We start from the raw sequence: 13,688 nt of genomic DNA, 5'->3' as shown, positions 1-13,688 counted from the left end.
CCGCCGGGCGTTGCTGTCGACGACGAGATACCAGTATTCGTCGTAAGGCACCTCAAGCACGACAGGGCTGACGTCCCAAAGCCGCCGTGGTACTCGTACTCGTCACCGTCTAGATATGCCTGATAGTGCTCACTGTCCATGAGACAGACCCTCGCCGTCGAGCCGCGCAGGCCTACCTCGAACTGGGCACCGCCAGCAACAGATCCGAGATCCCAGTACAAGTGCTCCATGAGCTAGTAGTAGCGACTCGCATACATGCTGTCCAGCCTGTCCGTGTGGGAGTTTGCCAGCAGATCCGTCCACGCCGTCGTAAGACTGGCGTGCCGGCGGGCGGACTCAGGCAGCCAAGCTGCTCATCCGCCGCGCAGTAGAAGGCGAAGGGCTCAGCTCAGTCAGCCAGGGACCGTCGGATCTGGTCCGCGAGGGCGCGCACGACGGTAGGGAATGCTTCACCGACGATCAGCCCCACGTTGGCCCAGAGTTCGTTCGCTAAGGACTGGGTGAGCATGCGCCGAGCCGATCTCCGGTCTGTCTCGCCTGAGATCCGGATCTGCGAGGTGAGGTTGGTCGGAGTCCGGCCTTGACCGGACGCTCTGGCGCCGCTGGGCCGCGGTGTCGCCAAGTGCGCGGTCGCCATCTCGCGGCAGCGGCCCTCAGATGTCCTGCCCGAGGCGTTCGGCGCGACCGAGGTCGTCGGCCTCCGCGTCATCATCGACCAGCTGCACCATCGCCCATCCGTTCGAAATCCCGGTCGACCTCGCGAACGAGACGTTCGGCACGGTCGAGTTCTCCAGCCCGTCCTAGCTCCCCAGCAACCTCGGCGAAGACCAAGTCCCGGAGGGGATCGATCGAATCGAACTATCAGACCGATGCGGGGATCGTCCGAGCGATCTGCTCGGCGTGATCAAGATTCTCCGTCTCACATGCTTGATCGATGATTCTCATCACGATAGAGGTCCGGGAATCGTCATCCAGGATTTCCACGGCGAGCCGCTCCGCCGTAAGGGCGATGGCCTCCGCCCGCTCGATGTTCCTCAGCGCAGCGGTCAGGTCGGCCAGCTCTAGCAGGTGCGGGGTTCGCAGCGACTCGTGGGGTGTATCGCGCGCGAGACCTCAGCCGTGTCCAGCAATTCGCCGGCTGCCCGGGGCTGCCCGATCGTCGTCAATGCCTCGAAAACCTCGGCTGGCGATCCCCAGACGAGTACGAAACCGCCTGGCACGCCCGCCAGGCCCGACAGTACGAGACGACTACCGCTCAGCCTGAGCCCACCGGCGCCAGGTAGCCAGCCCTCCGGCAAACCGGGGAAACCTCAGGCCCGTCCGGGCGAGGGATCCCGAGCGTCTGGGCCGTTATGTTCGATGTCATGACCGTCCGCACGCACGACGTCGTGATTCTTGTGCCTGGGATCATGGGCAGCGAGCTGCTCGATGCGGACAGCGGTGCCACGCTCTGGGGCCTACGCGACCTCCGCTGGTACGTACGGGCGTGGAGCACCGGGGCCGGCCTGGCGGCGCTGAGCCTAACGGACGATGAACGGCAAGGGCGCTACGGCCGCGTCGTTCCCGGCCGGATGCTGCGTTTTCCCGCCTTCGCGCGGGTCTTCGCCGGCTTCGAACCGTATCAGCGACTGATCGACGCGGCCCGCGAAGCCGTCTACTTCCCCGACGCGCAGATCGTCGAGTTCGGCTATGACTGGCGACTTCCGGTGGCCCACAATGGCGGGCGACTCGCGGAGGAGGCCAGCAAGGCGTTGACGGCGTGGCGCGCCGATCCCCGCCATGACCGCACGCGCCGCGGGCACCCGTCCGGGCGAGCGGCCCAACTCGTCGTCGTCGCGCATTCGATGGGCGGCCTGCTCGCCCGCTGGCTCGCCCGTGACGAAGGGCTTGCGGCAGAGGTGCGCGCAACGGTGACGCTCGGCACTCCGTTCTACGGATCGGTCAAGGCCGCCGTGCTGCTCAATAGCGGCCGGGGTACGCCACTGCCGGCTCGGCGGCCACTCACGAGAACTTGGCGGAGCGACGCTGACGAGGGCGTACGCCACCTAGCGTCCACGCTTCCGGGGCTACATGACCTGCTGCCCACCTATCGGTCTGTCGACCAAGGTACGTCCGGGCGCCGGCTGACCGAGGCGGACGCCGTAGCCTTGGGCGCGGACGCCGAGCTGACCCGGGCCGCGTTCGCCATGCACCACGACATGCGCGACGTGCCGCTACCCGGTCACCGCAATGTGGTCGGCGCGTTCCAGCCCACCCGGCAGAGCATCCGGCTGGACGACGGCGAGATTACCGCGCACGAGGGCCTGTGGATCGACCAGGCCGACGGCGTCCGGTGGGTCGATGAGGGCGGCGACGGCACAGTCTATCGCCGCGCGGCCTCGCTCGACGCCTCGGGGCCGGCCCATACGTACCTGCCGCAGCAACACGGGGCGCTGGCGCGCACCGACGAGGCCTGCACGCTGGTTCGCGGAGTGATCTCCGAACAGGATCTCGACCGGCTCGGGCCGCCGCTCGCGGGCGGCGCGCTCGGCCTGGAGCTGCCAGACATTGTCTTTCCTGGCGAGTTGGTTGCGGCCCGGGTGACAGGCATCGATGGGCCCCGCGACGCCGTATGTCGCGTCCTCGAAGCAGCGACCGGACGCATGATCGGCATGGCCCCGATCGAATCCCGCAACGGCCGCTGGCACGCCATCCTCGCCCTAGCCGGGCCCGGTCTCTACCGGGTCGAGCTCGCCGGCGGCGGGTACGGCTCCGTGACCCAGTTGCTCCTCGTGGCCGATCCTTCATGACCGAGAGTGCGCCGCCACTTGCGGTGTTCGCGATGGGTTTCGCCACCTACCGGGATTCCGGCCTGCCAGATCTGCCGGGAGTCGACGCTGAGATCGAACGACTGGTCCGCATCCTCACAGCGTTCGGCGGGCGCGACGTAGCCTGGCCGGTCCCGATGGACCAGCGCGGCGCCGACGCCATACGCGACCGCCTTAACGAATGGACGAGCACCGACACGGACCGCAACACAGTGCTGTACTGGGTCGGCCACGGCTGGTCCGACACGGTGAGTGCCTCGCTGGCGCACTGGTCCAGTCCCGCTCGGGTCGGCGTTGACGGGCTCCAGCCGCCGGTCCTCGCGGACAAGGTCGCCGAGCGACAGGCGCGCAGCGCAAGCTGGTCAATGATCGTTGTCGAGGCCTGCCACTCGGCCCGCTTCATCGAACTGGTCGAGTCCGAGCTGGCCTCGATGCCGCACAGCCCGCGGCGACTGCTGCTGGTAGGCGTCTCCGGCGAAGGTGCCACCGATCTCGGCCGGTTCACGGACGCGTTGAGCCGCAGCCTCGAGAACACCTTCCGCGTCCAGCGGGAAATCGAGCTGTTCAGCCTCGGCCGCGAGCTCGACCGCGTGTTGCCCGGCTGCCATGTCGTCTACCGCCGGATCCCGGCAACCGACGTACTCATCCGGGACCTCCCGCCCATTGCCGCGCCGCCGATCACCGTCGACATCGACGACGAGCTCAAGCTGCTCCTGGCCGACCTGACGGAGGACCAACGACGGCACTTCCTGCCCAAGGCGCAGGGAGCGGAAACCGGTGAGCTCCCGTGGTACTTCGAGGGCCGCGCAGACGAGCAGCGGCGCGTCGCCGCCTGGCTGCGGGCGAGCGAGACCGGCATGCTCGTAGTCACGGGGCCGCCCGGGAGCGGCAAGTCCGCGCTGCTTGGCCAGGTGCTCACACAGTCGCAGCCGCGGCTGACAGCCGCGCTCGAACGCCACCGCCTCGCCGGCCGCATACCCGCCGACCAGCGACCGCCGGCCGACGTGTTCGACGCGGCAATCCTTCTCACCGGCCTCAATGTCGAGCAGGTCGTCGTCCGCCTCGCCGATGACCTCGGGCTGGGCGCACCGCCGGCCGGGACCGATACGCTCGCCGGCCGGATCGCCTGGCTGATGTCGGCCCTGACGGCCACAGGTCCGCGTACGGTGCTCGCCGACGCTCTCGACGAGGCGCAGCAGCCGTTCGAGGTGACCCAAGCCTTGCTCGCCGCGGCGCGCGTACCTGGTGTGCGGCTGGTCGTAGGGACCCGCCGCTCCACAAACGAAGGTCCCGACCTTCCTCGAGCGCCCGACGAGAACCTGCTAAACGCCCTTCGCGCGGGTGGCCTCTCTGCCGTCGTCGTCTCTGTCGAACGCGACCCCGCTGCGTTGGGCCGGTACGTGACCCGCCGGCTGTCCGGTCTGGCCGGTGCCGCCGCCCCGACGGCGGATGTCGAAAGGATCGCGAGTGCCGTCGCATCCCGGGTGCCGCAGTTCCTCTTCGCCCGTCTCGCGGTCCACGAGATCGCGGCACGCCCCGAACTGCTGGGCGCCGAGCGAGCTGGTGAGCTCGACGGGCTGATCAACGGCGACCACAGGAACCTCTTCGCTACTGCGGTGCGGCGGATCGGGCAGCGAAATCGGGCGTATCCGGCGCTGCTGCGGGCGCTGGCGATTGGACTGGGACGTGGTCTGCCGATCCGGGACGGGATTTGGGCGCTCGTGTGCACGGCGATCGAAGCCGTGAACAAGGTAACCGACGCCACCGTCGCCGGGCTGTTGCGCGACGCGGCACCGTACCTCATGGTCGATGCCGAGGCAGAACAGTCCGTCTACCGGCTGGCGCACCGGACCTTTCAGGAACATTTCCAGAGCGAGACCGACTTCGATCACGGCGCGCAGCGCGCACACGTCCTCGACGCGCTTCTGCGTCATGCCGACCGGCAGCCTGATCGGCTCAACCCGTACGTTCGGCTTCACCTGGCGCAGCACGCCGGAGTGGTGGGCATCGAGGGCCTCCGGAGGCTGGCCGAGTACCCGCACGTCGTCGATCGGCTAGATCCGGTCAGCCTGGTGATCGCGGCGGGTGCCGTGCCGATGGAGAATCTTCCGTCACCGCTTGCCGGAATCGTTGTCACCCGGGCGCAGATCATCGCCACGCCGCCAGCCCATCGTCAGGCCACGCGCCAACTGGCGGAGGCTCGGTACTTTGGCCGCAGGTCCTTCACGGGTGAGCCAGTGACGCCCGGCTCCGCCTGGCATCTCCGCTGGGCGCTGCTGGAGAACCACCCCGTCCACGCGATCCTGCGGGGGCACGCCGCGCCGATCCAGGCTCTTGCCGTGCTGAGCGACGCCACCGGCGGTCCGTTGCTGGCCTCCGCCGGCAACGACGGCGCCATTCGGATCTGGGACGTGGCAACCGGTCAGCCCTTCGGCCATCCCTGGACTGGCCACGTCGGCGGTGTGTGGGCACTCGCGACATCGGCGGAGCCTGGCCGGGGCGTTCGGGTGTACTCCGCAGGAGACGATTGCACGATCAGAATCTGGGACGCTGACACGGGCACCCAGATCTGTCCTCCCTTGACCGGCCATAGCGGCGGCATCCTGACCTTGAAGACCTGGCGGGACCGGGACCGGCGGGTTCTGCTGGCGTCGGCCGGATACGACAAGAAGATCCTGCTATGGGATGTCGATTCCCGGCGGCCGATCGCCAGCTGCGTCGGTCATACGAGCGCCGTCAGGGCACTGACGGTGTTCCGTGGCACCGACGGTCAGGTCCGGCTGGCCTCCGCCGATCGGCAAGGTGTGATTCTCGTGTGGGATGGCGTGACCGGCGATCGCGTACGAAATCCGTGGCAGGCCCATGACGGTCCGATCCAAGCGCTGGCGACGTTGCACGATGCCGATGGGCGCCCTCAATTGGCATCCGCCAGTTACGACGGAACGGTGTCTGTCTGGGACGCCGACAGCGGGAACTGGCTGGCCGGCTCGGTAGGACACAAGGGGCCGGTGCGGGCGCTGGCGGTGCTGGCCGGCGCTTCCGGGGAGCTCCGGTTGGTCTCGGCCGGCGAGGACGGCGGGATCCTGATCCGGCGGGCGGACGACAGTTGGCACAACGTCCGGTCCTGGTTGGTCCACACCGGCCCGATTCGCACGCTAGCGGGGATCGTCGGCCCGGACGGGCGTGCCCAACTGGTGTCCGCCGGTAACGACGGCATCATCCGACTCTGGCACATCGACGCCACCGTGCCGGTCGATCAACCGTGGCACGGTGCCACGAGGCCCCCGCTGGCGCTCGCTGCGCTTCCCGGCCCTGACCGGCGTGTGGAGGTGGCGTTCGCCGGGTACAAGGGCCGGATACAGATCATACGGGCCGACACTGGCGAGACCGTCGCGGCGGAGTGGGACGGCCATGGCCGGGACAGCTCGATCCATGCGCTCACGGCCTTACCGGGCTCGCCCGGGCCTACAGGGCTCGCATCCGTCACCAATGAGGGCAACGTTGCGATCTGGAGGCCGGACCCCGCCTGGCGGATGTACAACTCGTGGCATGTCGGATCGGGCCCTTGCAGGGCGATGGCGGCGCTCGTCGGCCCCGACGGGCAGACCATCCTGGCGGTCGCCGATTCCGCCAAGATCTGGGTCCGGGTCCTCGATTCCGCACGTGGCGCCGGGAAATCGCTGATCGGCCACCAAGATTTGATCCGCGCGATTGCAGTGGTACGCGACCGTAACGGCAGGGCTACTTTCGCCTCAGCCGGAAACGACGGCACTATCCTGCTTTGGAACCTCGAGACTGGCAGGCCGGCCGCGCCGCCGCTAACCGGGAACCGAGGTTCGATCAGCGCGCTGGCTGCATTACCACGGCCCGGCGGCGGGGATCGGCTCGCGTCCGCCAGCGACAACGGCACCGTGCGAGTGTGGGATCTCGATAGCGGCGGCGTGGTCAGCAAGTTCCGAACCGACCGGAACTTGGAGATCTCGGCTCTGGCGGCGCTCCCTGCCCCGGACGGGCGGACGAAGCTCGCGATCGCTAGCCACGATCAGACGATCAAGATCTGGGATGTGGATCGCGACGAGACGACCAACCTCGCGGTAGACACGGAGGTCACGACCCTGACCCGGGCCGGCGACACGCTGGTCGCCGTCGGGCGGTCCGCGTTCTTCGCCATACGGCTCGGCCTGTCGCCATGAGCAGGTCAGCTCGAGAGCGACAGCAGGTTGACCGGCAACTTGCGTCAATTGAATGTCCAATCCACGCCTACTGGCTCTGCAAGAACGAGCTCCCACCTTAATCGCCGCCCTCTGAATGCCGGAGGCACTCTCGCGTCGCCGCAGCAGCGCGCCCTCATATGCCGCTGACAAGGGGCAGCGATCGTGGGCGTGCTCCCCAATCCAACGATGCAACTGCGGGAGCCAGCGCTGATGCCAATCAAGGTACTGAGCCGTCAGCTCGCGATCGGTCGGCGGTCCAGTGTGTCCGGTTTAGTACTCCAGCCGTACCTGACTCAGAATCCGGGCTCAGAAAGGGCGAGAGGATTGACCGACAAGCTGGGCCCGTTGGCGCCCAAAAGGCCCTTGGACATCAGCCGGTCGATCAGCGTCTCGAGCCGGCGGGAGATATCAGCGCCCCTTCGCGTCCAGCCATACAGTTTGGCAACTTGGGCGCTCAACTCGTCGCGGCCCACACCACCGGTATCGCGGACCAGGTTGACCAGCGCGAGCATCAACTCCTCGTCGTGGACCTGCTCGACAGTCCGACTGCATTTGTCGGAAGGGCGGCGGATCTCGCTGACCACGACGCCAGGCACGCGTACGAAGTCGCCTTCACGGTCAAGGCCGGCCTGTAGGATCGCGAGATCGATGTTCTCGCGGATCCTCGCCCCGATCCGGCCGATGCCCCAACTGTCACGCAACCGCTGGTGCAGGACAGCGATGTGCACCGGCCCCTCAACGGCTACGACCTCGGCGACACCGATCTTCATGACGTGGGCGGTGCCGCGCTCACCGGGATCGACCCAGTACGGTAGGCGATCAACGATCGCTGTCCGGTACGGCGTCACCCAACTTGGCTGTAGGTCGAGCGCTGCTACCTCGGTGGTGACGGCCGGACGCTCGATCACGTCCTCGACCTGGGACAGCAGCCCCCGCACCGGCGCCGCTACAGCCTTCTCGATTGCGGCGCGCAGTCGTTCCTCCTCACCGAGCCGGTTGCGATACCAGGCTGTACCCCATATGCGGTGCAAGTTCCAACCGAGGCCACGCAGCACTTGCTCACGCAATCGGTCCCGGTCCCGGGCGACCTTCGAGGAGTGGTACTGGAATCCGTCGCATTCGACGCCGAGGACGAAGACGCCGGGCCGGTCCGGGTGGCGTAAACCCATGTCGATCCGGTAGCCGGCCGCGCCGACCTGCGGGGTCACCTCGTAACCCCAGGAACGGATTACGGAGATGACCGACTCCTCGAACGGTGACTCGGCGTCGCCACCCGTGCTGGTGTTCAGGGCGAGCGCCGCGATGCCGCGTTCGGCGTAGTCCAAGTAGCGGCGCAGATGCCGCAGCCCTTCGCTGCCGGCAGAGGCGACGATGTCGGACGCTCGCACGCTGGTGACGACTTCGTTGCGGTAGCGCGCCCGGGTAATGGCCACGTTTAGGCGCCGCCAGCCGCCGGCCCGGTTGAGCGGGCCGAAGTTCATCGTGGTCTTGCCGGCCTCGTCGGGGCCGTACCCGATCGAGAAGATCATCACGTCGCGCTCGTCGCCCTGCACCGACTCCAGGTTCTTAACGAAGAAGCCGTCGAGCCGGTCATCGGTGAAGAACCTGTCCAGTTCCGGCCGGTCCTCGCGAGCCTGTTCCACCGCATGTTCGATTGCTGCGGCCTGCGCCTCGGAGAAGCTGACTACGCCGAGGGTGAGGTGTGGGCGGGTGGTGAAGTGGTGGATGACCCGCTCGGCGACCTTGGCTGCCTCGACCGGGTTGTCTCGCGACGATCCTCGCCGGTAGACACCGGCGGCGTAGAAGAGCTCCACGCCGACGTCGGGCCCGACATCCTCGGCGCCGGGGAACGTGATCAGCCGGCCCTTGTAGAACGACGAGTTCGAGAAGGCGATGAGCGCCTCGTGCCGGGATCGGTAGTGCCAGCGCAGCGTGAGCGCCCGGAACTCGGCGGAGCCCTTCATGAGATCGAGGACAGACTCGAAGTCGACACCGTCCTCAGCCTCCTCGTCCCACTCGTCACCATCGTTGGCAACACCTGCCGTAAAGAAGCTGGTGGGCGGGAGCTGCTTCTGGTCGCCGGCAGTGATCAGGGCTTCGCCCCGGTAGATGCAGTTGACCGCGTCAGCCGGTGCGACCTGACTCGCCTCGTCGAAGATGACGACGTCGAACCGCATGTCAGACGGGAGATACTGGCTGACTGCCAGTGGAGACATCATGAAGCACGGCTTGATCGCCTGGGTGACGTGACGAGTGCGCTCCAGCAGCAGCCGTACCGGCATGTGCTTCTTTTTCTTGCCGGCTTCGCGGCGGATGACGCCCGATTCACCCAGATTGTTGCGGGGCCGACGCGCATTGCAGGAGGTGATGATCTGTGAGGTTGCCGCCGAAATGAGACCGCGGTCGAGAGCGCGGTACTCGGCTACTAGTGAGTCCCGATCTTCCGCTCGCGCGACACGCAGGGCCGGATCCTGCTGCAGGTGATGGTCGGCCCATTCCTGCAGCAGGGCGCGTTCGAGAACCAGCGGCACCTGGTCGGCGCTCAGTCCCTCGGTGATGCAAAAGTCGATAGCGGTCTCGAGTCCCACGGCGACGAGATCAGTACGGGCGCCTTGATAGGCGAACCACTCCTGTTGCCCAGCGTTGTCCTCACGCAATGCCGCGATGAGATCGTCAGCCTCTGCGTAGTCGTCGAGTTCGGCCTTGAGCTCCGCGTGCCGGCTGGGATCGAAGGCGGCCAGTAGGTCGGCACGGGCTGCGGCCCACCGTCGCTCGATCTCGCATAGTTGCGGTGTTGGAACGATGCTCCCCAGCGCCTCGACCTGGGTGTCGGTCAGGCGTCGATCGAGACCGACTCGGCAGGCACGCATCTGCGTCGCCCAGTCCAGGGCCGCGTACACGGCCGGCAGATCGGTCTCTTCCCCGTCGTACAGCAGACCGAGATTCGACAGGAAGAAATCGTCGTGTGCTGACAGCGCGGCGTAGGCCGCATCGACAGCCGCACGCAGCTGAAGCAAATGGCCAGACTCCGCCACAGTCAACTGGCGGTTCACTGCTTTGCTGACGGATCCGGCTAGCACGGCTGCTGTCCTGAGCGGGGCCTCGTGGCTGTGCAACCAGCCGGCCGCGTCGGTGATCGGAAGCAGGACAAGTTCCGGTCGTGCAGCGTGCAGCGGTTCCGGCGCCAGGCGGGATTGCCAGTCCTGGAGCTTGGCTCGTGTTTCGTCCGCGACGGCAAGCACGCTGGCGTTGGGGGTGGCGTCGCGAGCGATGTGATCGGCGAGCTTGCGCAAGTCAGTGGTACGGGCTCGGCGGATCGCGGTGTCCGCGGTCGCCAATGCCCGGGTGATGAGGTTGAAGTCGGTCGAGCGGCCGTCGTAGTAGCTGCCGAGGGCCGCTGCGTGCTGGGTCTCCGCCTCTTGGAGCGCGGCTGCGGCCTGCTTCCAGGTGATCGCTAGCGGCAGTTGGTCGCGGGCCGACCGCCATTCCACGCCCGCGCAGGTGATCGTCGCCAAGGTGCGCTTGTCGGCGCGGTAGGCGCCGCGCAGCCTCTTCAGGCCGCGGTGTTCCTGCGCGAAGCGGTGCGCCATCCCTTCGACGTCCGCGATAAGTCCGGCCTCGGTGTAGTGCGCCACCGCCGCCATCTCTGCCTCCACCAGGGTGGCGATGGCCTGCTGCAGGATGTGCGCGGCCCGAGTCGCGGCAGCGTGGCCTTCGGCGGACAGCCACGCACGTTCGGGGCGGTCTTCACTGGAGCCGAGAGCGGCTGTGGCCAGCGTCGCCGCAGCGTCGTCGAACGACACAACCGGCGGCAGGCCCAGCATGACGGCCACCCCGCTGAGCGATCGGCTGGCCGTCTGCAGTGTCTCAGCGTCGCCCTGAAACGTGTCGGCGAGGACCGTGGCCTGCTCCGCGGTCAGCGATGCGAGGTGCAGAGGTGCAACTGCGAGATGTTCTAGCGCAGAGGTGTCGAGCTCCGGCGTGCTGTCCGCAGTGGGAAGCTCGGACCACGAAACACCGGCGGTACGACTGGCAGCCTCCTGCAGAGTGGCAAGCTCGCGCAGTTCGGTGGTGAGCCGATCCGCGGACTCCTTGGCGAAGGTGAGCTGGCCAGCAGTGAGCCACTGCTGCGGTAGGCCCTCCGGCCACGTGGCGGCGTGATCGACGATACGCGCGAGAGCAGATGCTTGCCCCAACCGGTTGACGTCGAACGCGTCGGCCAGCAAGGCGTTCACCGCGGTGACGCCCCGCAAGGCATCGAGCGCCGACGCCGCTGCGTACAGGCGAGCGTCTAGGGAACCGCGATACGCAACGCCTCTCCAGACAAACGACCGTCCCTGCACGGCCGGCCGCCAGGCCCGGGCCAGCGCCGCAGCGGTGACCCGTATGGTCCCGAACATCTCCACGGTCAGATCGACCGGCGCGATGCCGCTCATCGGGGCGGCGGGGACCTTGTGCAGGTTGGCGATCATGCCGAGGACGTCGTGCAGCGAGTAGTTGAGCGGCGCCCGCGGCGCATTCATGGCTTCGGCATATGCGTTCAGCTCTTCTCGCCGGCGCCGCGCGTTGTCCAGATCGAGGCCGGTCATGCCGCTTGGGGCGACCGGAACCGCCTCCAATGCCTGACCCAGAGCCGAGGCGACTTCTTTTCGCGTCGCCTTGTGGGAGTGCAGTTCCAGCAGGTAAGCGCTGAGGCCGACATCGTGGAGCCGGTTGCGGACGACTTCGAGCGCCGCCGCCTTCTCGGAGACGAATAGGACCCGTTTGCCGGCGTGCAGCAGCGCTCCGATCATGTTGGCGATGGTCTGCGACTTGCCGGTACCGGGCGGGCCGTCCATGACGAACGAGCGGCCTGCCAGTGCGGCGGCGACGCTGGCTCGCTGAGATGAGTCGGCGTCGAGCACCAGCGGGATTTGCTCGGCCGGCATGTCGCGGTCGACCTGGTCCTCCGTCAGCTCTTCGAAGAGGAAATCCCCGCCACCGGAGCCTCGCCCGCCTGTCGCCAGCCCTTGGATCACCGGATGCTTGGCGATGGAGCTTTCGTTGTCCAGCAGGTCGCGGTACATCGCCTCCTTCGCGAACGAGAAGTAGGAGAGCGTGACCTCGTCATTCACGCGCCAGCCGGTCTGTCCCGCCACGGAAGCTCGCACCTCGGCCAGGAAGTCGGGATAGGCGACATCGTCGAGATCGTCAACGGACGGCAACGTGACCATGAGTTGGTTGAGCTTGAGCGTCAGCGCCGGGTTGACGGCGGGGTCTTCATCCGCCCGCTGCAACAACGGGAGCTGCCGAGGTCCGGCAGGGTCGAGCCGGACCGGAACCAGCAGCAACGGACTGGTGTGTCGCGTTTTGTCGCCGTCGGTCCAGGTGAGCGAACCGAAGGCCAGATAGAGAATCCACAGGCCGCGGTCCAAAAACTCCTGGTTCGACCGGCGCATCAGGTTGCGGAGCGCCGCACCCAGGTCATTGATCGGCTTGTCCGTCCGGAGTACCTCGACCCGAGAACCTTTGGTCGGAGCGGCACCGTCAGGTGAGGGGAGTGCCGGTTTCGATCCGGCCGGCGGACCTTCGATCTCGTCTCCGGCCTCTGCTGAGGGCAGGAACCGGAAGTTACGTCCCGCGCTGAGCCCGGCCAGGATTTCCGCGGCTGTGGGGTCGAGCACCCGGACCGACCCCGTCTTGCTCAGTCGGAAGTTGAGGAGCCGGTTCGTGCCGGAGAGGTTGATGAGGCTGTCACGCCATTGGCGGATGGTCGCCTGCAGTAGCCGATCCCGCGCCGCATAGTTCTCGTTCATGCCAGCGCTGCTTTCCATTCAGTTTTCTCCATCCCGCTGCACGTTTCAGATCTTGGTACCGCGCCGCTGCGCTGGCGTACGTCGAGGGTCAAATGCTCCATATGCCGTTCGGGAATGCAGGCCCGCGGTATGCCCGGGGTGTACTTCGATCGCGGCGCACGACCGTGCAACGTCTGGGCAGAATGATGTCATCGTTCATGGAGATCTGATCGAACTTAGAGGTCAGCTTGACTCTCCCGAACTCGGCCATCCGGGTTGTGTTCACGCGCTGCTGGTCCATGGCCGGACCGAGACGGAGGCGTCAACGGGGCCGTCCTCGGCGGCCGCCGAGGACGGCGAGGCGGCCGATGCGGTTGGTCGTCAAGGTAGCTCCTAAGCTCCGGTGTGGATTTTAACCGTCGCCATCATCGGCCCTTGGCCTGGGTCAGGCTCTGCCGGTATTCGAGCGCCTCGGGAGTCTCTTCGTACTGCAGGAGGCTGCCGGCCAGGTCGAGCAGGTGTTCTTTCGCCTCATGGGGAGTGGCATAGAAGAACTCGCGTCGTTGGTTGATGAGGTTGACTCTCCGGTCGGCTAAACGGGCGTGCATCTTGGCTTCGATGCCGATGGCGTCCTCGGAGAAGAACAGGGCGTGCACGTCGAAGTTGAACGGCACGGAGGCGTCGCTAAGTTCCTTCACCCGGTCGAGCGGGTCGAGGCGCCGGGTCATGCCGACTTTCACCATCTTCTCGCCGAACGCTCCCAGGTTCGAGATGACGTACACGTAGCCGGCGCGCACGTTGGCGGCCCGGTAGTCCACGTCCTCGATCGCGGTGTCGATCTGCGCCAGCCGCTCCTGCAGCTGGGCGGCACCGTCGACGTCGCCCTTGGCCTG

5 protein-coding genes and 1 pseudogene are annotated in these 13,688 nt (G+C 67.1%); 2 read left to right on the top strand and 4 right to left on the bottom strand.

The window, feature by feature from the left end:
• Positions 1-131 precede the first annotated feature (131 nt).
• Together ACLQ2W_RS29175 and ACLQ2W_RS29170 are read right to left on the bottom strand one after the other, a co-directional pair.
• Positions 132-230, bottom strand: a pseudogene (locus tag ACLQ2W_RS29175) (DUF1883 domain-containing protein); the annotation flags it as partial.
• 423 nt (positions 231-653) lie between these two features.
• Entirely contained in the window at positions 654-779 is a 126-nt protein-coding gene (locus tag ACLQ2W_RS29170; RefSeq protein WP_425790486.1) for a hypothetical protein, read from the bottom strand.
• A gap of 585 nt (positions 780-1,364) precedes the next feature.
• Here ACLQ2W_RS29170 and ACLQ2W_RS29165 point away from each other — a divergent pair.
• Both ACLQ2W_RS29165 and ACLQ2W_RS29160 read left to right on the top strand, forming a co-directional pair.
• Positions 1,365-2,789: an esterase/lipase family protein gene (locus ACLQ2W_RS29165; RefSeq protein ID WP_425790484.1), complete on the top strand. Its 1,425-nt coding sequence runs from the start codon at positions 1,365-1,367 to the stop codon at positions 2,787-2,789.
• A complete protein-coding gene (locus tag ACLQ2W_RS29160; protein ID WP_425790482.1) occupies positions 2,786-7,000 on the top strand; it encodes an AAA family ATPase in 4,215 nt (1,404 codons plus the stop codon). Before ACLQ2W_RS29165 ends, ACLQ2W_RS29160 begins: the two co-directional genes overlap by 4 nt.
• Positions 7,001-7,314: 314 nt before the next feature.
• Here the strand turns inward: ACLQ2W_RS29160 and ACLQ2W_RS29155 are convergent, their stop codons facing one another.
• Positions 7,315-12,816, bottom strand: coding sequence for a DUF3320 domain-containing protein (locus ACLQ2W_RS29155; protein WP_425790480.1), 5,502 nt, complete (start codon positions 12,814-12,816; stop codon positions 7,315-7,317).
• Positions 12,817-13,220: 404 nt separating this feature from the next.
• The gene (locus ACLQ2W_RS29150; protein WP_425790478.1) at positions 13,221-13,613 is read right to left on the bottom strand and encodes a GIY-YIG nuclease family protein; all 393 of its coding nucleotides are present in this window, start codon (positions 13,611-13,613) and stop codon (positions 13,221-13,223) included.
• Positions 13,614-13,688 lie beyond the last annotated feature (75 nt).

This window comes from Micromonospora sp. DT227 (assembly GCF_049841835.1).
GTDB lineage: Bacteria > Actinomycetota > Actinomycetes > Mycobacteriales > Micromonosporaceae > Micromonospora.
The sequence above is the reverse complement of the archived record's forward strand: the minus strand, read 5'-3'. Positions and strand labels throughout refer to the sequence as shown.